This window comes from Streptomyces sp. LN549 (genome assembly GCF_043203805.1).
Classification (GTDB): Bacteria; Actinomycetota; Actinomycetes; order Streptomycetales; family Streptomycetaceae; genus Streptomyces.
Map to the genome: position 1 here is coordinate 3,194,113 of NZ_JAZHRI010000002.1, position 18,549 is coordinate 3,212,661.

General features: G+C 70.6%; 18 protein-coding genes. 4 read left to right on the top strand and 14 right to left on the bottom strand.

All coding sequences use genetic code 11. From position 1 onward, the window contains the following. Positions 1–95: 95 nt before the first annotated feature. The 3 genes from SH922_RS14285 to SH922_RS14295 all read right to left on the bottom strand — a co-directional run bounded on the left by SH922_RS14285 (position 96) and on the right by SH922_RS14295 (position 2,590). The gene (locus SH922_RS14285; protein WP_393058339.1) at positions 96–1,424 is read right to left on the bottom strand and encodes a hypothetical protein; all 1,329 of its coding nucleotides are present in this window, start codon (positions 1,422–1,424) and stop codon (positions 96–98) included. A 227-nt stretch (positions 1,425–1,651) separates the two neighbouring features. Further along, positions 1,652–2,026, bottom strand: a complete 375-nt coding sequence (locus SH922_RS14290; protein ID WP_393058340.1) for a hypothetical protein — start codon at positions 2,024–2,026, stop codon at positions 1,652–1,654. A gap of 324 nt (positions 2,027–2,350) precedes the next feature. After that, positions 2,351–2,590, bottom strand: a complete 240-nt coding sequence (locus tag SH922_RS14295; protein WP_393058341.1) for a hypothetical protein — start codon at positions 2,588–2,590, stop codon at positions 2,351–2,353. 61 nt (positions 2,591–2,651) lie between these two features. Between SH922_RS14295 and SH922_RS14300 the strand changes: the two genes are divergently transcribed. Beyond that, positions 2,652–3,065 (top strand): hypothetical protein, encoded by a 414-nt coding sequence (locus SH922_RS14300; RefSeq protein WP_393058342.1) that lies wholly within the window; start codon positions 2,652–2,654, stop codon positions 3,063–3,065. A gap of 428 nt (positions 3,066–3,493) precedes the next feature. Here SH922_RS14300 and SH922_RS14305 read toward each other — a convergent pair whose 3' ends face one another. The 8 genes from SH922_RS14305 to SH922_RS14340 all read right to left on the bottom strand — a co-directional run bounded on the left by SH922_RS14305 (position 3,494) and on the right by SH922_RS14340 (position 10,803). Then, positions 3,494–3,688, bottom strand: coding sequence for a hypothetical protein (locus SH922_RS14305; protein ID WP_393058343.1), 195 nt, complete (start codon positions 3,686–3,688; stop codon positions 3,494–3,496). 130 nt (positions 3,689–3,818) lie between these two features. Beyond that, positions 3,819–4,457, bottom strand: coding sequence for an HAD family hydrolase (locus SH922_RS14310; RefSeq protein WP_393063564.1), 639 nt, complete (start codon positions 4,455–4,457; stop codon positions 3,819–3,821). Between the two features lie 37 nt (positions 4,458–4,494). After that, complete coding sequence (locus SH922_RS14315; protein WP_393058344.1) at positions 4,495–5,616, bottom strand: tetratricopeptide repeat protein; 1,122 nt, start codon at positions 5,614–5,616, stop codon at positions 4,495–4,497. After that, entirely contained in the window at positions 5,613–6,878 is a 1,266-nt protein-coding gene (locus tag SH922_RS14320) for an ATP-binding protein (RefSeq protein WP_393058345.1), read from the bottom strand. Before SH922_RS14320 ends, SH922_RS14315 begins: the two co-directional genes overlap by 4 nt. 138 nt (positions 6,879–7,016) lie before the next feature. Beyond that, positions 7,017–7,985 carry a MerR family transcriptional regulator gene (locus tag SH922_RS14325; protein WP_393058346.1) on the bottom strand — a complete coding sequence of 323 codons (969 nt, stop codon included), beginning with the start codon at positions 7,983–7,985 and terminating at the stop codon, positions 7,017–7,019. A gap of 203 nt (positions 7,986–8,188) precedes the next feature. Then, positions 8,189–8,947, bottom strand: a complete 759-nt coding sequence (locus tag SH922_RS14330; protein ID WP_393058347.1) for a MerR family transcriptional regulator — start codon at positions 8,945–8,947, stop codon at positions 8,189–8,191. Positions 8,948–9,500: 553 nt separating this feature from the next. After that, complete coding sequence (locus SH922_RS14335; protein WP_393058348.1) at positions 9,501–9,689, bottom strand: hypothetical protein; 189 nt, start codon at positions 9,687–9,689, stop codon at positions 9,501–9,503. A 259-nt stretch (positions 9,690–9,948) separates the two neighbouring features. After that, on the bottom strand, positions 9,949–10,803 hold the full coding sequence (locus SH922_RS14340) for a hypothetical protein (protein ID WP_393058349.1): 855 nt from the start codon (positions 10,801–10,803) through the stop codon (positions 9,949–9,951). A 276-nt stretch (positions 10,804–11,079) separates the two neighbouring features. Between SH922_RS14340 and SH922_RS14345 the strand changes: the two genes are divergently transcribed. Beyond that, positions 11,080–11,685 (top strand): SMI1/KNR4 family protein, encoded by a 606-nt coding sequence (locus SH922_RS14345; protein ID WP_393058350.1) that lies wholly within the window; start codon positions 11,080–11,082, stop codon positions 11,683–11,685. 18 nt (positions 11,686–11,703) lie between these two features. On the opposite strand, the gene SH922_RS14350 is transcribed toward SH922_RS14345, so the two are convergent. Continuing rightward, positions 11,704–12,186 carry a winged helix-turn-helix transcriptional regulator gene (locus tag SH922_RS14350; protein WP_393058351.1) on the bottom strand — a complete coding sequence of 161 codons (483 nt, stop codon included), beginning with the start codon at positions 12,184–12,186 and terminating at the stop codon, positions 11,704–11,706. A gap of 269 nt (positions 12,187–12,455) precedes the next feature. Here SH922_RS14350 and SH922_RS14355 point away from each other — a divergent pair, with 269 nt between their 5' ends. Next, positions 12,456–14,126 carry a cellulase family glycosylhydrolase gene (locus SH922_RS14355; protein ID WP_393058352.1) on the top strand — a complete coding sequence of 557 codons (1,671 nt, stop codon included), beginning with the start codon at positions 12,456–12,458 and terminating at the stop codon, positions 14,124–14,126. Positions 14,127–14,428: 302 nt separating this feature from the next. Here SH922_RS14355 and SH922_RS14360 read toward each other — a convergent pair whose 3' ends face one another. Further along, the gene (locus tag SH922_RS14360) at positions 14,429–15,043 is read right to left on the bottom strand and encodes a dihydrofolate reductase family protein (protein WP_393058353.1); all 615 of its coding nucleotides are present in this window, start codon (positions 15,041–15,043) and stop codon (positions 14,429–14,431) included. Positions 15,044–15,590: 547 nt separating this feature from the next. On the opposite strand from SH922_RS14360, the gene SH922_RS14365 reads away from it, so the two are divergent. Continuing rightward, on the top strand, positions 15,591–17,450 hold the full coding sequence (locus SH922_RS14365) for a protein kinase (RefSeq protein ID WP_393063565.1): 1,860 nt from the start codon (positions 15,591–15,593) through the stop codon (positions 17,448–17,450). 57 nt (positions 17,451–17,507) lie between these two features. Here the strand turns inward: SH922_RS14365 and SH922_RS14370 are convergent, their stop codons facing one another. Next, positions 17,508–18,497, bottom strand: a complete 990-nt coding sequence (locus SH922_RS14370; RefSeq protein WP_393058354.1) for an acetamidase/formamidase family protein — start codon at positions 18,495–18,497, stop codon at positions 17,508–17,510. Positions 18,498–18,549: the final 52 nt, after the last annotated feature.

The following is an 18,549-nucleotide window of genomic DNA, read 5'->3' on the forward strand; positions in this document are numbered from 1 at the left end:
ATGGCGCTCCATGGCGCTCCATGGCGCTCCGTTGTACTGCGCTACGCTCCGTGGCCGCGGGCTTCAGTGCAGCTGCGCCCTCTTGAAGTAGCTCGTCAGGTCGACGCACCGATCCCTACGAGACTCGAACCGTCGGCATATACAAGGCAGTTGCTCGTGAGAAAGAACGGCAGCCCGCTGGTGCTGCGCCTCCAGGTGATCTTGCCGTAGACGTCGACGGCGACGATCTCGCCCTTCCGGCCCCTCCCGGGGAGGTACCAGACGCCCTGCCCCAATTGCTTTGCGGTGGGGTCGAGTTCCTTGGGACGGCGTTGAGGGGTACGGGACGGGGCGGGGTTCGGATCGCGGTAGCTGCCGTCCGCGCGATAGGCGACGATGCCGTTGCGGTCGGCGACGGGGTACTCGCCGGGCTTCAGGCGCAGCGGGAACTCTCCGTGGAAGTCGTCCCCGACCAAGGCGCCCGCCACGTCCGGCAGGGTCAGTCGGTAGGCCATGAGGAGCGGGATCGACGGATCCCTGCGGCAGCCTTCGTGGACGGCCGCCTGGGGCTGGTTCCAGGTGAAGGTGCGCTGCCAGACCGGGGTGGGCGACTCGGTCGTGAGGTCGTACGCCGCTGCCTGTGCCCGGCAGCCGGGTCCGTGCGGGGCCGTCGTCACGAGGACTCGGTAGAGGGTGGGGATCACCTGCCCGATGTCACCTCGGGGCAGCTCGACGGGCCTTGAGCGGAGCCGGTCCTCACCGCGCCGCAGGAGCACGAGGCGGCCGTCGGCGACGAAGGCCAGCGGATCGCACGCCCAGCGGCCGGCCACACCGTCCCGCTCCCCCTCCTGGTTGCAGGGGGCGGCGAAGACGGCCGGGCCGTGGGTGCGGTGCTTCCACAGGACCAGGCCGGTGGAGGTGTCCCAGGCGGTCACCGTGCAGGAGGCCCCGGGCAGGCACGTGGCGGCCACCGCCTGCCATGGGTTCGCTGTTGTCGACACGACTGTGACGAACCGCAGCTTCCCGGGGGGACGAGCCGAAGGCGCGGCAAGCATCGTGAGGCTGCCGGTGACGGAATCGAGTGTCGCCAAGGGCGGCAACCGGCCGGATGAAGCTGCGCCGACGAGCGTCATGACACTGGCGGACGGGGTGGCGACGGCATACGCCCGCCCCGCCCGTCCGGTGAGTGCGAACTCAGCCGGCAGCGTCGTACGCCAGAGAACCTTCCCGTCCCCGTCGATCCTCACCGCCACCCTGTCCTGGCCGATGATCCCCAGGCGACGGTTCACCAGCGCCCAACCGCCCGAGGCGTCCGTCGGCACGGGCAACGGCACACGAAAGGCTTCCTCGGGATCCTCGTTCGCCTCGATGCGCGGCGGACTCGGCGCGAAGCAGCCGGCGAGCAACGGAAGAAGTACCAGAAGACCAAGCAGTACGCGTCGCATGAAACCCCTTGCACCACCCTGTACAGGGGCGCCGCTCGCGGAAAGCACGAATGACGACCGATTCGGTCACGGAACGGCGGGCACCCCAGCGCGCCCGAGGACGTACTGTCTGCTCGCCGTGAGGTGGGCCTGACGCGGAGCGCCCTTCCGTCTGCGGGGCCTGCGGGTTCGGCCCAGATGGGTACGGTGCTGACAGCCGCGGTGAGGCGGGGTGAGGCCGCCGACCGCTAGCCGGCCAGGCGGGTCGTGAGCTGTGCTGCCTTGTCCACGTCCAGCGGATACGGAGCCCCGTACAGCATCTCGCCGGTGACCACGGCGGGGCCGGTGACCGGCGGCGAACAGTGCTCGGCTGCGAGTCGGCTCGCGGCGGGGTTGGGCGCACCCGGGTGGGCCCGGCCGGGCGAGATCTCGGCGTACCAGAGGGTCAGGTCGTCACCGAGCTTGGTCGACCGTATGTGCTCGGACCCCAGGAGGCGGCTCACCTCTTGGACAAGGTCCATCCCGTACAGGGAGGTCGGCACGTTCTGCACGTGTCCGTCTTTGATGAGCAGCAGTCTGTGTGTCCCGTTGCTGCTTTCCTTGCGGCGGCTGAAAAGTCCCATCCGGCGACCCTAGTGGCGTGAGCATGCCATTCGGCGAGAGTTGAGCCGGTTGATGCCGGGGCGCCGGAGAAGCCGGAGCGTCTTCACGGAATATCGAGATTGCCTGCACAGGATCATCACAAAAGTCCTAAGCTCTCACCGTTCTGGCGCTCTGGACGGGTCACACCTTCAGGGGCCGGCACCCATCCACGGCGTCGCACGCATGCGCGGGTCGGCGGCAGTGATCAAGAACTATGGGGGTCATATGTCTCTTCGGGGTGCGCCGAGGTCTTCGATATCCAACGGTGCCCGGGGCGTGAGGAGCAGGAGCAGGGCGAGCCGGGCTTACGGAGCTCTGGCGGTCGGGCTCGTGGCCCTCTCCGTCACCATCTCAGGGTGCTCCGGCGGGGACGAGGACACGGCTTCGGCCTCGGCTTCCACTTCCACCTCCGCTTCGGCTTCCGCTTCGGCGAGCACATCGACTTCACCTTCCGCGACGGCTTCGGCCTCCCCCTCCGCCACGGCTTCGAAATCCCCTTCCGCGATCCCCTCGAAGCCGCCCGTCGTCATGGAGACGGTGAGCAACTACACCGGGTGGAACCTCCGGAAGGCCGTAACAGACGCTCGCGGACACCACGTCAAGTCCGTGTCGTACGTCGACGCGAGCGAGCTGAGGCGTTCCGTGGTGCGCACCTCCAACTGGAAGGTGTGCTCGCAGAGTCCTTCGGCCGGCACGTACCGCACGGCAACCAAGCTCGCCTTCAAGATCGTGGGGGTGAACGAGTCGTGTGCGCATCCGCCGCGCCCCTCGTCCGGTGCCACGTCCAGTAGCGGCGGATCGTCCTCGTCCGGCGGCGGCAGTTCCGGCTCGGACGGGAGTACGTCGACGGGCGGCAGCTCCACCACTGCACAGCTCTGCAGTATCCGATCCAACGCGGGCAACTGCTACCACGCCGGACAGTTCTGCCGGAAGGCCGACGTCGGCGCGACGACGACCGACGCGGCCGGACGAAAGATCACGTGCGGCTACGAAGCCGGCGCGAACAGGTGGCATTACTGACTGGGGCCGACCAGGGCTCGGCTGGAGCGGACCGTCCTGACCTCGCTCATCGCTGAGTCCCGTACGCGGTGTCCGATCCCACCGCTCCGTCAAGGCGAGACCGCTTCGGCCGGACGCTCCGCCCGGGCCCGGTCCGCGACGGTCAGCTTGCACTGACCGTCCTCGCAGGTCTGCCGCAGGCGGCCCCGCGAGGACGGTCTGCATCAGGCCGATGGCCCAGCACCTCGGGCAGCCACGCAGTGCGAACAGGCCGACCGGCAGGAGCAGAAGGCTGACCGGGCCGGTGAAGGGAATGAGCGCGACCGAGCCGAGCAGGCCGCCGAAGCCGGCCACGCCTCGCCCGGAGCGCGCGACCGAGTGGCCATGCCGCGAGGGCAATGCCGAGGGCGGCGAGCTCCTCGCGCGGGTCGGGCGGACCGGGCGTGACCCTAGTGGTCCGCCGCCATCACGACGTACAAGCACGCGACCACCGCGGCCACGCCGACAACGGCCAAGGCGACCAGCGCGCAGCCGAGCGCTCCCACCGCGCCGGCGATGGTCGCCCAGCCGAACCGCGTTGCGCGCTCGGCTCGCTGGACTGCGTCGTCGTGCTCGCTGTCGTCGTACCAGTCGCGGTCAGTCATGGTTCCCCCTCGGTTGGAACGCACAGCTCGGTCATCCGGCCCGGACCCGAGGGTGCCTCTCCTCGTGCGCGTAAGGCCCGCCATTCCGGAGGAAGGGAGTTCGGTCCGACCAGCTTCGCGTCGCCCCGCCTCATCCGGCCGGAGCATGCCCTGCAATGCGCGGCCCCGCGTCCACATGTGCCGCGATGCGCGCGATGGTTCGGGCATTGTCCTCGAACAGGTGCGCCTGCATGCCCGCCGCCCGGGCTGCCTCCACGTTGGCTCCGATGTCGTCTATGAAGAGGCAGCTCTCGGGTTCCACCTCCAGCGCGGCGCACGCGGCCTCGAAGGCCCGTGGGTCCGGCTTCTCGATGCCGATCTCGTGCGAGTAGACGATCTGCTCGACCAGTTCGTCGAAGTGGTACGCCGCCGACTCCCGCTCCCGGGCACCGACGAAGCTGTTGCTCAGGATGCCCAGCCTGCACTTTCCCCGGAGCCCTCGCACATAGGCGATGAGCTCCTCGTTGGGCGTGCCCAGGTATTCCGTCCAGAGGTCAGCCATGAAGGCTTCGGCCTGGGGCGCGTCGAGCCGCAAGCGGGCTGCCAGTTGCTCGTGCACCTCGCTTTCGCCGATGCTCCCGAGGCTCCCGGCCTGCCAGACGTCGCGCATCCGCTCGCGCACCGTGCCCGGCGGCAACTCCAGCCGTGCTTCCCACTTTTGCGCCCACCCCGTTTCCGGTGTGAGCTCCAGTACGCCGCCGATATCGAGGATGACGCAGGTCCCGGCCACTGTCGCTTTCACTCCAACTCCCCCTCTTCGTCCCGGCTCAGCGGGTCTTCGGTCGGTCGAACCACATCGTCGCCACCGACGGCACCAGGCCGGCCCAGAAGAGCACCAGCGGAACCGTGCGTTCCGTCCAGGGGAGCTGGGTGATCAGCAGCGCACAGAGCATGGCCCACGCGGCTTGCGCCAGGACGACACGGGACCAGGCGAAACGGCGGATGAGGGAGTGCAGGTTGACCCGGATTCCGGCGCGCAGGCGGCGGTACCGCAGCAGGGCGCCCAGGGCCCAGACGGCTGCCATGGGGACGAGATCCCACAGCCGCTGGCCAAGGACCAGCGGCAGCTCCCGCTGGGTCTCCCCGTCCGTCGCGAACAGGTCGATGCCCGCGGCGGCGAGGGCGAGACAGAGCAGGGCCAGCCAGCGGACGCCGCGCAGCAGGCGGTACGAGGCCACGTCCAGGCCCTGCTGCATCGGCGCGGAGCCGGGGGCGGAGGCCAGCGCGTCGGCGTAGAGGGTGGCGGCCTCCTTCGCCTTGACGCCGGGGGCGGTCGCCGCCTTCTTCGTCCGCCGGGCCAGGGCGAGTTCGTGCTGCGGGTCGAGCCGGAGGATGGCCTCGTCCATCCGGTCGGCGACGCTCCGGTCGGCCGACATGTCGGCGATCAGCCACGCCACCTCGTAGGCGTATACCTCCTCGGGGCCCAGCCGGATGGCCTCCTGGGCGATGAGGTCGGCCTCCCGCAGGGCGGCCTGAAGGGCGTCGCGCTGGATCTCGCCGGTGCCCTGTCCGGACCGGATCGCCCTGATGCGCCACAGCCAGTCGGCGAGCCGTGCGTAGCCGAACCAGTAGTCGGGGGCCAGGCGGATCACCTCGCGCAGCACGCCCTCCGTCTCCGGAAAGCGGCCCCCCACGCGCAGGGCGCGGGCATGCATGAGGAGCGCCCCGATGTCCTCGGCGTTCAGGGCGAGAGCCTGCTCGGTCGCCTCCAGCGCCTTCGCGCCGTCCTCCTTGTCCTCGACATGGCTCCGGGCGAGTTCGACCCAGGCCCGGATGTCGTCGGGGGCCTCCGCGAGCCGCCGGGCCAGCAGCTCCCTTGCCTCCTCGTACCGCTTGAGATCGATGAGCAGGTCGGCCCGCTCCACGGCGGGGTGCAGGGTCGTGGTCACAGCTTGCGCCTCTTCTTCAGGTACGCCACCAGGTCGTCGTACATGCCGCCCTCGTTGGCGAACATCGCCACGTTGCGCGCTGAGGCGAACCATGGTTCGGCGGACGGTGCGACTTCGTTCGCGGCGGCCAGCAGGTCCTTCATGTTGATCATCCGTACGGTTCCGGTGCGCACCGAGTCCAGCAGTGCCCGCTCGGCCGCCGCCTCGCAGACATGGGCCAGGTCCGCGCCGGACAGACCGTCGGTGATCTTGACCAGCTTGCCCAGGTCGACGTTCTCGATGGGCCGGTCCCGCAGGTGGTAGCGGAGGATCGCCTCCCGGGCGGGTCCGTCGGGCGGGAGGACGAGGATCGTCCTGTCCAGGCGGCCGGGACGGCGCAGAGCGTTGTCCACGTCCCAGGGCACGTTGGTGGCGGCCAGCACGAACACGCCCTCGTTCGCCGCCGAGTCGATGCCGTCCAACTCGGTGAGCAGCTGGTTGACCACATTGCGCATGCCGCCGTGCGCGGTGCGGCTGCGCTTGGCGCCGAGGGCGTCCAGCTCGTCCAGGAAGACCACACAGGGCGCCTGCCGGCGAGCTGTCTCGAAGACCTCGTGCATGTTGCGCTCGGAATTGCCGATCCACATGTCGAGCACGTCGTTCACGGACACCGACAGGAACGCGGCACCGAGTTCACCGGCCACCGCCCGCGCGATGAACGTCTTGCCGCAGCCGGGCGGGCCGTACAGCAACAGCCCACCGCGAAGACTCTTGCCGTACAGCTTGCGCAGCTCGGGGTTGCGCAGCGGGGCGAGGAAGGCGGCGTCCATGCGGTCCTTCACGTCCTGCATGCCGCCGACGTCGGCCAGCCGTACGGTGCCGGGCCCCTCCACGTCCCACGCGTCGGCGTCCCCGGAGTCGTCCTGCCCGTCCGCGCGGACCGGCGTCTCGGCGAACCGCGGCGGCACGGCGTCCCCGACCTGGTCCTCGGCCGCCTTCCAGTCGAACCCGGTGCGCGGCCGCGGGGGTTGCTCCGGGGACGGGGGCGGGGACGGTGGCGGTGCGGGGGACAGTGCCGGCGCGCCCATCGCCCGGGCCATCAGGGCGCGGGCCTGGGCGTCGCCCGGCGCGTGCTGAAGGGCCACGGCCGCCTCGGCGACGGCCTCGTCGGAGCGGTCCGCATCCAGCAGGAGCTCGGCCAGGTGGAGCCGCAGGGGTACGTCGGCGGGCGCGGCGGCGACCGCGGTACGCAGGCTCTGTATGAGAGGGGAGTCGTCCGGCATGATCCACACCCTAACGTCGCCGTACGACACCTCAGGAGCCGCTCGGCGTCCGGCTGTCCGGCCGGTCCGGGGCGGCTCATCCGCTCCCTGGAGGCCGTGTTGTCGGTCGCTCCGGGGCATCGTCAAGCCTGTACCCGGTTACGTCGCCGGGTTGTCCCGGAGCCATCCGCGTACCTGGTGGGCGTGCGTGTTCGGCGGGAAGACCGGATAGAAGACGTGCTCGATCACGCCGTCACGAATGACGAGGGTGATGCGCTTGTAGAGGGGCACTCCGCCGGCTTCGAACGTGGGCAGTCCGAGCACGGCGGACAGGCGGAAGTCCGCGTCGGAGAGCATCGGGAACGGCAGTCGCAGCCGGTCCACGACCTCCTTCTGGTAGGCGGTGCCCTGGCTGGACAGGCCGAACACGTGGCTCGCGCCGGCGGCCTCGAGGACGGTGTGATGGTCACGGAAGTCGCATGCCTCGCTGGTGCAGCCTCGGGCTCCGGGGATGTTGTTCCAGCCTTCGGGAAGATCTGTGTCAGGTCGTCCGGTGAGCGGGTAGCAGTAGACGATCGACCGGCCCTCCCCCAGCGCGTGCAGCGAGACGGTGCCCCCTGCGGTGTCGGGCAGCTCGATCTCCGGAACCGCCCGGCCGGGAAGGTGCGCGGCCGCTCCGTCGTCCTCGGGGACGGGGAGGTCCGCCGGAAGATCGGTGAGGTGACTCGCAGCGTTCACGGCGTTCCCTTCGACGCCGGTTCCGTCGGCGCGGCTGTTGCGATGGGCGGCCTCGTGCAGATGCCGGGCCAGTACGGACCGGCGGGCGGTGAGTTCCTCGATCCGCAGGGTCAGATCGTCGATGGCGTCGCGGTAACCGGCCAGGGAGGACGGGCAGTCGTCCGCGTGATCCCGGCCCTTGGTCAGGCAATCGAGGAAGGGGCGCGTTCGCTCGACCGGAATCCCCAGGCGGTTCAGCTCCCGGGCTTCGCGCACCAGGCGGGCGTCGTGTTCGGAGTAGTCCCGGTAGCCGTTGGCGAGCCGGGCCGGGGCTATCAGCCCCAACGACTCGTAGTAGCGAACGGTCTTCGTCGTCACATCCGCGCTCCGCGCGACTTCACTGATCCTCATGGTGTGACGAACGTAAACCTTTCCCCCAGGGGCAACGTCAAGCCCAGTCAGGTGGCCCTGCCGGGTGGGCTCCTCCGACGGCCCACCCGGCGGGTGCCTCCGGCGCGATGCGGACGAGGCTGCCGCCGCGGGTCCGTCCGCGGCGGCAGCCCCACTCCGGCTCCGGCTCCGGCTCCGGCTCCGGCTCCGGCTCCGGCTCCGGCTCAGCCGAGCCTGGATGCGGTGTACGCCTCGATGGCGTCCCGCTGGAAGGCGGCCAGGCCGGGGGCGATGGCCTCGTACGCGGCGCGCCAGACGTCGTTGTCCACGCAGGCGCGCCCGATCGCGCGGTACTCCTCGGTGGAGACGGCGCGCAGCTCAGTCAGCGCCCTGTACTGGGCGTCGATCTCGGCCTGTACGGGGTCGGCGTCGGCCTGGTGGCCGGCGCCCATCAGCTCGGCGAGACGGATCATCTGCGCCGTGCGCTCGCGGTGTCCGGCATCGGCGTCGCCCTGCGTCATCGTGGCGGCCCGCCGGCCGACCTCCTCGGCGAGTCCGGGGAAGTCGCGCATGTTCTCTTCGTACTGGGAGGGCTGCACGCCCTCGAACAGGTTCTCCGGTCGGTTGATGGTCATGGGTTGGCCGTCCTTTCTGGACTGCTCCAGTTCGGCGATCGTGCGGGAGACGGTTCCGGTCAAGGCGTCGAGGCGGTCCCGTTCGGCGAGCAGTCGCCGGTGGTGACCGCGCAGGGCTTCCACCTCGTCGACCTGCTCGGTCAGGATCCGGCCGATCTCGGGCAGCCCGAGGCCCAGCGCCCGCAGTACGAGGATCTGCTGCAGCCGCAGGAGCTCGTACTCGCCGTAGTAGCGGTAGCCACCTGCGCCGATCCGGGCCGGCGAGAGCACGCCGATCTCGTCGTAGTGCCGCAGGGTCCGGGCGGTCACACCCGACATCCGGGCGACTTCCGCGATCGGCCACTCCATAGCCGCTCCCTCACGAACGCGTCACCGGGCCGGTCTTTCCGGCCCTGGTCAGGACGGTAGAAGCTGCCGCAACGGCAACTGCAACCCCGGAATCCAGTCGGGGCCACGGCCGTGGCCCCGACTGAAGAGATGTCCCCAAGCGGGGCAAACCCCATGGTGACGAGCTGGCCCGCGTGATGGCCCTGGCCCGCGTCATGACCTGGCCCGCGTCATGACCTGCTTCCGCCGACTCGCGATCGAACGACTCCGTCAGAGCCCAGCCGTGAAGTCGGACGTGATCCCGCCCGTTCCAGGGGCCCCCGGCTTGCCATTGCCGCGGCGGCGCCTCGAAATCTCGATGCGCACACGCAGGTACAGCGGCCACCGGTACAGGACGCCCCTACGGATCAGTGCAATCAGCACGACCATGAGGGCTACGGCTATCACCACAATCCATGGCGTCATGGCGGCATGATGGCATGAGCCGACACCGCCACCGCTGCCTCGTCCGTCGTGCCGCGCAAGTCCCCCACCGCACGAGGCGGCACCAGCAGCCCATGGCGACGGGTGTCGCCTATCGGCGCTGCCGACGTCCGCCCACGACCGTGAGGACGATGAGGCCTACCCCGACCAAGGCGGTGACGATTCCCGTCAGGAGGAAGCCGGACGACGACGGACCCATCTGGGAAAGCAGAATCATCAGGACACCGAGTATGACCAGCATGGCCATATGCCGGGTATATCGCGACAGTTGGTTGATCACCGACGTGAGTCCTTAACCTTGGGGACAATGCGGCGTGACGGTAGCAGCCGCGGACCAGTCGGTCCGGCTTCGCTCACGCCATGATGCCGAGCCGAGATCCACGTCGGAATTCCGGTGATCGATTCCGGGTGACTTCACGCAGGATTCCGCTTCCCTCCCCGGCACGTCCGAGGCACCCCGCCAGGTTCCACCGCTGTCGGCGGAACCGCTGAACGTGAACACGTGACGTCCGCACGACGGGGCCTGACCGCCGAGCTGATCAGGTCCGTCGGACCGTGAGCCGCCCACCCGGGCAGGCGTCTTGCCAGGCATCCGGATCCTGGAGGGGACGGGTCAGGCAACGGTGCCGCACCAGATCCGATCGCTCGGCCGGAGTCAATCCCCTCGGCTCGCCGAGGATGTCCAGGTCCGAGTCGGGCTCCTCGTCGACGGCGAAGTGGAAGGCGGCGTCGGTGACGTAATCGCGGCGGAAGTCGGTTCTCCACTGCGAGTTGCTGCCCCAGCCCAACGACCCGTCAGAGGTCTCCCGGTAACGGCGCATGAATACGTCGTGGAGCGGCGACAGGTCCGCGATACCCGCGACCAGGTGCTGGGCGCCGGCACGCACCGTCACACCGGTGCGGCTGAACAGCATCTCCCCGAACATCAGGCCCGGCCAGACCGTCCCGGTGATCTCGGCCGGCGCCCCCGGGTGCTCGGTCTGTGCGACATGGACGACCTCGTGGAAGAACGGTTCGAACGCGACGTCACCAATCGGGTTCATGCCGAGCCGGGCGAAGACAGCCAGGTACTGGTCAAGGGGGACATGCGGCCACCGCTCCGGCTCGTGGAGGTCGTGCGCCCAGGGGGCCTCGGAACCCGCCGGCAGCAGCGGCTGGGAGTCGTAGATCAGTGCGTCGCTGACGCGGCTCAGCGCGTACGCCGTCTCCAGGGGATCGCCGAACTCGTACGTGGTCCGTGCCCACCCGCCGAAGGTGGCCAACGGCGCGAGGGCCTCCCGGACGGCATCGGCGTGCTCGTCGAGCCACGGATCGACGACGGCGGGGAAGACGTCCACACCCTGGTACTCCTCCAGCGTGTGGAAGAGCCGGCGGACGCGCAGGGCAGGGATCACCCGGTGCAGCGTAGGCAACTCCGCCCGAGCGGTCGACCGGGTTTCGTCGAGACGGTTTCGGAATGCCTGGTCGGTCAGCCCGGCGTCCTGCTCGTACCTCGCAGCGACTCCGACACCACCCGATCACGTTCAGCAGCTCTACCGGACGTCCCTGGCGACCACCATGCCGTCGCCGCCCGCCCGCCAAGTGGGCCGGGGCGAGCGGGCCATGGCCGAACCGGGAAGAATCGCGACTCTGCCCATCTCTTCGCGTCTGCCTGCCGTACTGGGAGCCCCGTGTCCGATCACCTGACGGCCGTCCTGGCCATGCTCGGCCCGGCGGAGAACCACTATGCGGACCCGGGCGCCTGGGACCGGCTCCATGCGGAGCTCGGGGTCCGGCTGCCTTCCGACTACCGGTTCCTCGTCGATGCGTACGCGCCGATCGAGCTCAACGACGACCTCTACCTGCCCCATCCGGCGACCGGCCGATGGAACCTCGGGGAGTGGATCCAGGAGACGGTCCGCAGCTGGTCCGAGATCCCCTGGGAGCAGCTCCACCTCGAAGCCGACGAGGACCCCCAGCCGCTGGTCGCACCGAGGACGCTGGGCTTCGGCACCGCCGACGGGCTCTGGCCGCTGGCGAGGGCCGACGACGACACACTCTTCCTCGACGCCGGATCCACCACTCCCCGGCTCCTGGTCGAGGACGAGAACCGGATCTGGACCGAGTACCCCATGAGCTTCGCCGAATGGCTCCACCGCTACCTGAACGGCGAGGAGATGACGGGCCCGTGGAGCGCCACACCTGATCCCGGGCCGGTGAAGCTGCGGCGGCTCCCCATGTCCCGCTCCGAGCGGCCCGAGCCGTGGTGGGGTCCCGAACTGCGGGACAGCCCTTAGGCGAAGCCCGTTCGGTGGTCAGGGCGTCGCGTCGTAGCCCGCCCGCGCCGCCAGGACCTCGTCCATGTTCTGTTCAGCCCATGCCTTGATCGTCTGCATCACCGGGACCAGGCTCTTGCCGAGGGGTGTCAGCGCGTAGTCGACGCGCACCGGTACCGACGGGGTGACGGTGCGGGTGACGAGGCCGTCCCGTTCGAGGGCGCGAAGGCTCTGGGTGAGCATCTTCTGGCTGACGCTCACGAGGGTCCGGGACAGATCGGTGTAGCGCTGCGGTCCGTCGGCGAGCGCGTTGACGATCAGGCTGACCCACTTGTTGCTGATCCGGTCCAGCAGGTGCCGCGCGGGGCACTCGGCGAGGTAGGCGGCGTAGGCGGCGTGGGCATCGGACTGCTTACTGCGGGGGCGGCTGGTCCTCGTTCCCTGAACCCGGGGCGGCGTGCGGCCGGGACGGGCCGCACGCCGCCCCCTGAGCCCATCCGCACTCAGCAGACAAGCTGGCAAGCAGGCAGGCAAGCAGGCAAGCGGGCAGGCATCGCGCACCAGGTCTCGGCCCAGGCGGAGGCCCCCGCGCTTGTCGGCCATTGGTTCCGGTAGCTCTTCATGGCGGACAGGGTCCGATCCGGCTCCCCCGCATCGGACCCTGTCCGATGTCTTGACGTGCCCCTGACTGAATGGCTTCATGGGAGCGCGCAAATGTGGGAGCGCTCCCACGCAGCCAAGGAACGTCTGTCGATGCCCAGTTCCTGATCCGTCCACCCCCTGGAGCCGCAGTGAGAACAGCACGGAGCACAGCGAGAAGCGCAAGGCACAAGAGTCCCGTCACCGTCCTCCTGACCGTCCTGGCCACCGTCCTCGGGCTCCTCGCCCTCGGCGGCCTCGCCCCGGCACAGGCGGCCGGCGCCGCCGCGACCGGGCTGCACATCAGCGACGGCCGCCTGGTCGAGGGCAACGGCAACGACTTCGTCATGCGCGGGGTCAACCACGCCCACACCTGGTACCCCGGCGAGACCCAGTCGCTGGCCGACATCAAGGCGACGGGCGCCAACACCGTCCGCGTCGTTCTCTCCGACGGCTTCCGCTGGAGCAAGAACAGCCCCGCCGACGTGGCCGCCGTCATCGCCCAGTGCAGGGCCAACCGGCTCATCTGCGTACTCGAGGTGCACGACACCACGGGATACGGGGAGGACTCAGCCGCCGGCACGCTCGACCACGCCGCCGACTACTGGATCAGCCTGAAGGACGTCCTCGCCGGCCAGGAGGACTACGTCGTCATCAACATCGGCAACGAGCCCTGGGGCAACACCGACCCGGCCGGCTGGACCGCGCCCACGACCGCCGCGATCCAGAAGCTGCGGAGCGCCGGATTCGCGCACACGATCATGGTGGACGCGCCCAACTGGGGCCAGGACTGGCAGGGCGTCATGCGGGACAACGCCCAGGCCGTCTACGACGCCGACTCCACCGGCAACCTGATCTTCTCGATCCACATGTACAGCGTCTACAACACCGCCCAGAAGGTCACCGACTACCTCCACGCCTTCGTGGACGCCGGACTGCCCCTGCTCATCGGCGAGTTCGGTGGTCCGGCCGACCAGTACGGCGACCCGGACGAGGACACCATGATGGCCACCGCCGAGGAGCTGAAGCTCGGCTACATCGCATGGTCCTGGAGCGGCAACACCGACCCGATCCTGGACCTGACGATCGGCTTCGACCCGACGCAGCTCAGTTCGTGGGGTGAGCGCATCTTCCACGGCGCCAACGGCATCGCCCAGACCTCCCGCGAGGCCACCGTCTACGGCGGCGGCACCTCGCAGGACACCGAGGCCCCGACCGCACCCGGCACCCCGACCGCCTCCGCGGTGACCGCCACCTCCGCCTCGCTGACCTGGACCGCGGCCTCCGACAACGTTGCCGTGGCCGGTTACGACGTCGTCCGCGTCAACGGCGGCTCGGAGACGACCGTCGCCGCCTCGGCCGCCAACAGCGTCTCCGTCACCGGTCTCACCGCCGACACCGCGTACACGTTCGCCGTGTACGCCCGCGACGCCGCCGGGAACCGTTCGGCACGCTCGGCGACGGTGAGCGTCACCACGGACGAGGGCGGCACCACGCCGGGCGTCGGCTGCTCGGTCGGCTACCGCGTCGTCAACACGTGGTCGGGCGGCTTCCAGGGTGAGATCACCATCCGCAACACCGGAACCACCACCATCGACGGCTGGACGCTGGGCTTCGCCTTCGCCAACGGCCAGACCGTCACCAACATGTGGGGCGGAACCCCCACGCAGACCGGCGGTTCGGTGAGCGTCGCCCCCGCGTCGTACACCTCCACGATCGCCGCGAACGGCTCGGTCACCGTCGGCTTCACCGGCGGCCAGAGCGGCACGAACGCGGCACCGACCGCGTTCACCCTCAGCGGCGCCACGTGCGCGGCGGCCTGACTCGGCGCCGTGGCGCGGACACTGCCACGCCATAGCGCGCAGCGCCGACCGGCAGGGGCCATCGCCTCGGCCGGTCGGCGTGCGGGTGTGAACGGGGGTACGGGGGTTGGCGTGTACGGGGGTACGGGTGTGCGTCCGCAGGCAGAGAGGTCCGGTCACCCGCAGGGGACCGCCGCCACACACCCCCACTCCGGCCGTCAGCATCCCCGGGACCGGGCACGATCTGCATCTGGAACAGCCCGGGGTGCCGCACGCCCTGATCTCCGGGTCCCTCGACGGGATCGGCGGAGCGGACCGGCCGGTCAGTCGGTGACGGTGCTGGTGGCCGTGGCGCGCTCGTACGTGAGGAACGCCGCCCCGCTGCCGAGGACGGTGTGATCCGTCAGCGTCCAGGCGGTCGGGTCGAACGTGGCCTTGTGGGAGAAGAGCGGGATGCCCGCGCCGATGGTCATCGGGCTGAGCTTCACGATCAGTGTGTCGATCTCCGAGTACAGGGAACCGGCCAGCTCGCCGCCGCCGACCAGCCAGATGTCCTTGCCCTCCTCCTGCTTCAGCTCCCTCACCCGCGCGACCGGATCGGTGGCGACGATCTCCACGGCGGGGTCGGGGCTGTCGCCCAGCGTGCGGGAGAACACGAGGTGACGCAGGTGCGGGTAGGCGTCGGTGAGGCCGGCGTCGAGGCCGATCCCGTAGGACCGCCGGCCTTCGAGGACGGTGTCGAAGTGCGTGCCCTCCGCCGTGATCGAGAGCGCGGCCCGGGCCGGTCCCGGCAGGGTCTCCGGGTACTCGGCGATCATGTGCCCGATGTAGTCCTCCGGGACCGGCCAGAATCCGTCCGGTCCTGTGGGGTCCGCACCGTCCGGCCCGGCGATGAAGCCGTCGAGGCTGGAGGCGATGTAGTACACGAGCTTGCGCACGGAGGGCCTTTCGTCCGTTGACCGGCCGCCGCTGCGTCGGCGGCCGTCGGGTCATGATCAAACAGCCGTTCCCGCCGTGCAACGGGAATCGTCGCTTCCGCGTGGGGAGGCGCTCCCGCGATCCCCTCAGGGCGCCCTGAGATCAGGAGGGCTCGCGCTGCCCTCCCGAGGCGGCGTCCAGCGCCCGGACCGGGGCGCCCTTCCGCAGTTGTACGCGGCGACCGACCCGGGTGCGCGGGGCGGCGAGTTCATCGGACCGGACGGCATGGCGGAACTGCGCGGCGCACCCACGCGGGTGGAGCTGCCCGCAGAGGCGGCCGGCGCCGGGACCGGGCAGCGGCTGTGGGAGCTGTCGGAGGAAGCCACGGGCGTGCGGTTCGCGTTCTCCGCATCGATCTGCACCAATCACCCGCAGCACGGCCGAGGGGTCATCCGTACGACACAGCCGTACGGAACCGGGAACAGCCCTCGTGAGCGGCGGCAGGACGTCTGGACTTGGGTAAGGTGCCCTGTCGACAACAGCGTTCTTCGGGGGAGTTACGAGTTCATGAGCGGTCAGCAGCCACACCGGGGCAGCGCCTCCCCGGTCTTCCAGCCACTCGCGGGCGACGACCCGGCCACCATCGCCGGATACCGTCTCGCCGCCAAACTCGGTGCGGGCGGCATGGGCAAGGTGTACCTGTCGTACACGCCCGGCGGGCGGCCCGTCGCCATCAAGGTGATCCGGCCCGAGTTCGGCGAAGACCCCGAATTCCGGCGGCGGTTCGCGCAGGAGGTGCAGTCCGCGCAGCGTGTGCAGGGGCTGTTCACCGCGCCCGTCATCGACGCCGACACCAATGGTGCGCAGCCGTGGCTCGCCACCGCGTACGTGCCGGGGCCCTCGCTCGCCGACGCGGTCGTCGCGCACGGGGCGCTGCCGGTCGAGGCCGTACTGCTGCTGATCGCCGGGATGGCGGAGGCGCTGCACGTCATTCACGGCGCGGGCATCGTGCACCGCGACCTCAAGCCGTCGAACGTGCTCCTCGCCGCGGACGGGCCGCGCGTCATCGACTTCGGTATCGCGTACGCGGCCGACGCGACCTCGCTCACCGGCAGCGGCGTCACCATCGGCACCCCGTCGTTCATGGCTCCGGAGCAGGCCGCGGGGCGCCGGGTCACTCCGGCCACCGACATCTTCGCGCTCGGCCAGGTCGCGGCGTACGCGGCCACGGGGTCGCCGGCCTTCGGCGAGGGGACCTCGCACGGGGTGCTCTACCGGATCGTCCACGAGGAGCCGGACCTCACCGGTGTCCCGGAGCGGCTGATGGAGCTCGTCGGCCGTTGCCTGGCCAAGGACCCGGAGGCCAGGCCTTCCGTCGCCGAGGTCATCGCGCTCTGCCAGACCGCGAACGCGGAAACGGTGCTGCGGCGCCCCGAGGACTGGCTGCCGAGCCCGGTGGCCGCCGACATCACCGTACGGGCGGCCGCGCCCGCCCCCGCCCAGACCCCGCCGCCGCCGGCCGCCGCCCCGGCCGTCGCCTACTCGCCCACCACTCCGGTGGCGCCGAGCACCCCTCCCCCGGGGTACGGTCCGCCGGTCACTCCGCCGCCCGGCCAGTCGCCGCAGGCCCCGCAGACCCCGTATCCGGTTCAGGGGCAGGCACACACCGCTCCCACCCAGCCCGCGCAGCCCTACCAGCCGGGCCCTGTCCCGCAGGCGCACGCCCCGGGCCAGTACCCCACCGGGTACCCGACGCAGGCGCAGACGTACCCCGGGCATCTCCCGCCCCAGGGACCGGCGGCTCCCCAGCCCGCGAAGCGCCGCGGCGGCCGGGTCGCCGCCATCGTCATCGCCGTCGCGCTCGTCGTCGGCATCGCGGGCGGCGGAACGGCGTACTTCCTCATCAAGGACGACGGGAAGAAGTCGCAGGGCAGCGAGTCACCCAAGGACAACAGCACTCCGCAGCAGGGGGGTTCGCCGTCGGCAACGGAGGAGGGAAGCGGGGACGCCTCGACCGATCCGAAGCCTTCCGCCAAGCCGGACCCCGAGCCCGCTGACTTCCCCGGCATCAACCTCACCGCCGGATACCACCTGACGTTCGGGGACGAGGACATCCGCCCCCAGGACGGCGAGGACGGCGGGTACGAACTGTCCTACGACACCGGCGGATACCTCGACGCCGAGGGAGACGGCGGGCGCCTCGCCCTGCTCGACCCGGGACAGGAGGGGTCGTTGGCGACCTGCCGTTCGGAGACCCGGTTCACCACCAACATCTATGTGGACAAGCTCTCCAAGGGGCGGCAGGTCTGCGTCACCACGGGCACGGGGCACCTGGCGCTCCTGACGTACCAGGGCCACTCCCCCGAGGACTCGCCCAGTGAGTACATGACGATCGACCTGACCGTCTGGCGCAACGCGACCGGCTGACCGGGCGTCTGCGGGACGGCGGGTGGGGTGAACGCCCGCACGCCGTCCCGTCCGCGTCTACCCGCCGGCCAGCAGTGCCCGCTCCACATGGGCCGTGACCACCCAGTTCGGCGCGTCCACCACTTCGGAGATCTTCAGGTCCGCCGCCACGCTCGCCAGCAGGTACGCGTCCTGCGGCGCGAGGCCCGTGCGGGCCGTGATCTCGTCGATCAGCGCGCGGACGGCGTCCTTGGCCGCCTCCATCAGGTCCGGGCCGATGCCCGTCGTCGCCAGGGCCGCGCCGGCGCGGGCGCTCACCGGGTCGGTCTCGATCACGGGGGTGCGGGGCGCCGCGCCCTTGCGGACGTCCACGCGCAGCCGCACCGTCGCCCGGGTCTCGATCCCCGTACCGCAGACCTCGCCGTCGCCCATCGCGGCGTGCGCGTCGCCCGCCGAGAGCAGGGCGCCCGCCACGCCGACGGGCAGGATCAGCCGGGCGCCGGGGCCGATGTGGCGGATGTCCATGTTGCCGCCCCAGCGGCGGGGCGGGATGACCGAGTGCGGTCCGGGCTCCGGCGGGGCGACGCCGATCGTTCCGATCATCGGTACGACGGGGATCCGCAGGCCCGGCAGGAGTTCCGCGTGGCCGTCGCCGATGGCGGAGATCCGCAGGTGCGGATCGGGGAAGTCGTCGGCGAGCAGCCCGAAGCCGGGCAGGCAGGCGGTCCAGCCCCACTCCCCCACCTGTACGTCGAGGATGTCGACGACCAGCGCGTCACCCGGCTCGGCGCCGGCCACGTGCAGCGGTCCGGTGACGGGGTTGAGCGTGCCGAAGTCGAGCGTGGTCAGGTCCGCGGCGGCCGAGGCCCTCCCCAGCTGCCCGCCGCTCGCGTCCTGGAACTCCAGGACCGCCTCGTCGCCGGGGGCGAGCGTGGCGACGGGGGCGATCGTCCGGTCCCAGGCGTGGTGCGCCTGTCCGCTGTGGATACTGAAGTCACTCATGAACGGTCCGGCCTCCAGGGCGAGTTCGGTGCGGTGGCGGGCCGGGCACGGCCGGCCGTACGGCACCGCCGATCCTGGCGCGGTCGTGCGCGTGGCACAACACGGTCCGTCCCGGTGC